Source organism: Neotamlana laminarinivorans (genome assembly GCF_020523925.1).
Taxonomy (GTDB): Bacteria; Bacteroidota; Bacteroidia; order Flavobacteriales; family Flavobacteriaceae; genus Neotamlana; species Neotamlana laminarinivorans.
Genome location: NZ_JAJAPW010000072.1, coordinates 1 through 294, shown reverse-complemented (window position 1 = coordinate 294; position 294 = coordinate 1). Strand labels below are relative to the sequence as shown.

At 32.7% G+C, this 294-nt stretch carries 1 protein-coding gene; it reads right to left on the bottom strand.

Translation table 11 applies throughout. The features are described from left to right. The coding region (locus LG649_RS16080) for a hypothetical protein (RefSeq protein ID WP_226544830.1) at positions 1-294 on the bottom strand (294 nt) is incomplete at both ends.

The window sequence follows — 294 nt, the reverse complement described above, 5'->3', positions numbered from 1 at the left end:
TAACGGATCGGTAAATCTAGCTGGTAATTTATTTTGATCGTTATAATTAACATTTAAACTTGCACCAAACTTAATTTTTTTGTTTTTTGATTTACTATCTACTTTTATTCTTGCATTGTACTTTTTAAAATTATCTGTTAGTGCAATGCCCTCATCTTCAAGATATCCTAAAGAACCGGTGTAGCTTGTTAACTCTGTACCTCCTCTTACAGCTAATGAATGACTAGTTATTATGCCTCCATTAAAAACCTCGTCTTGCCAGTTTTTTTCACCGTCGCCTAAAGAGGCTATAAA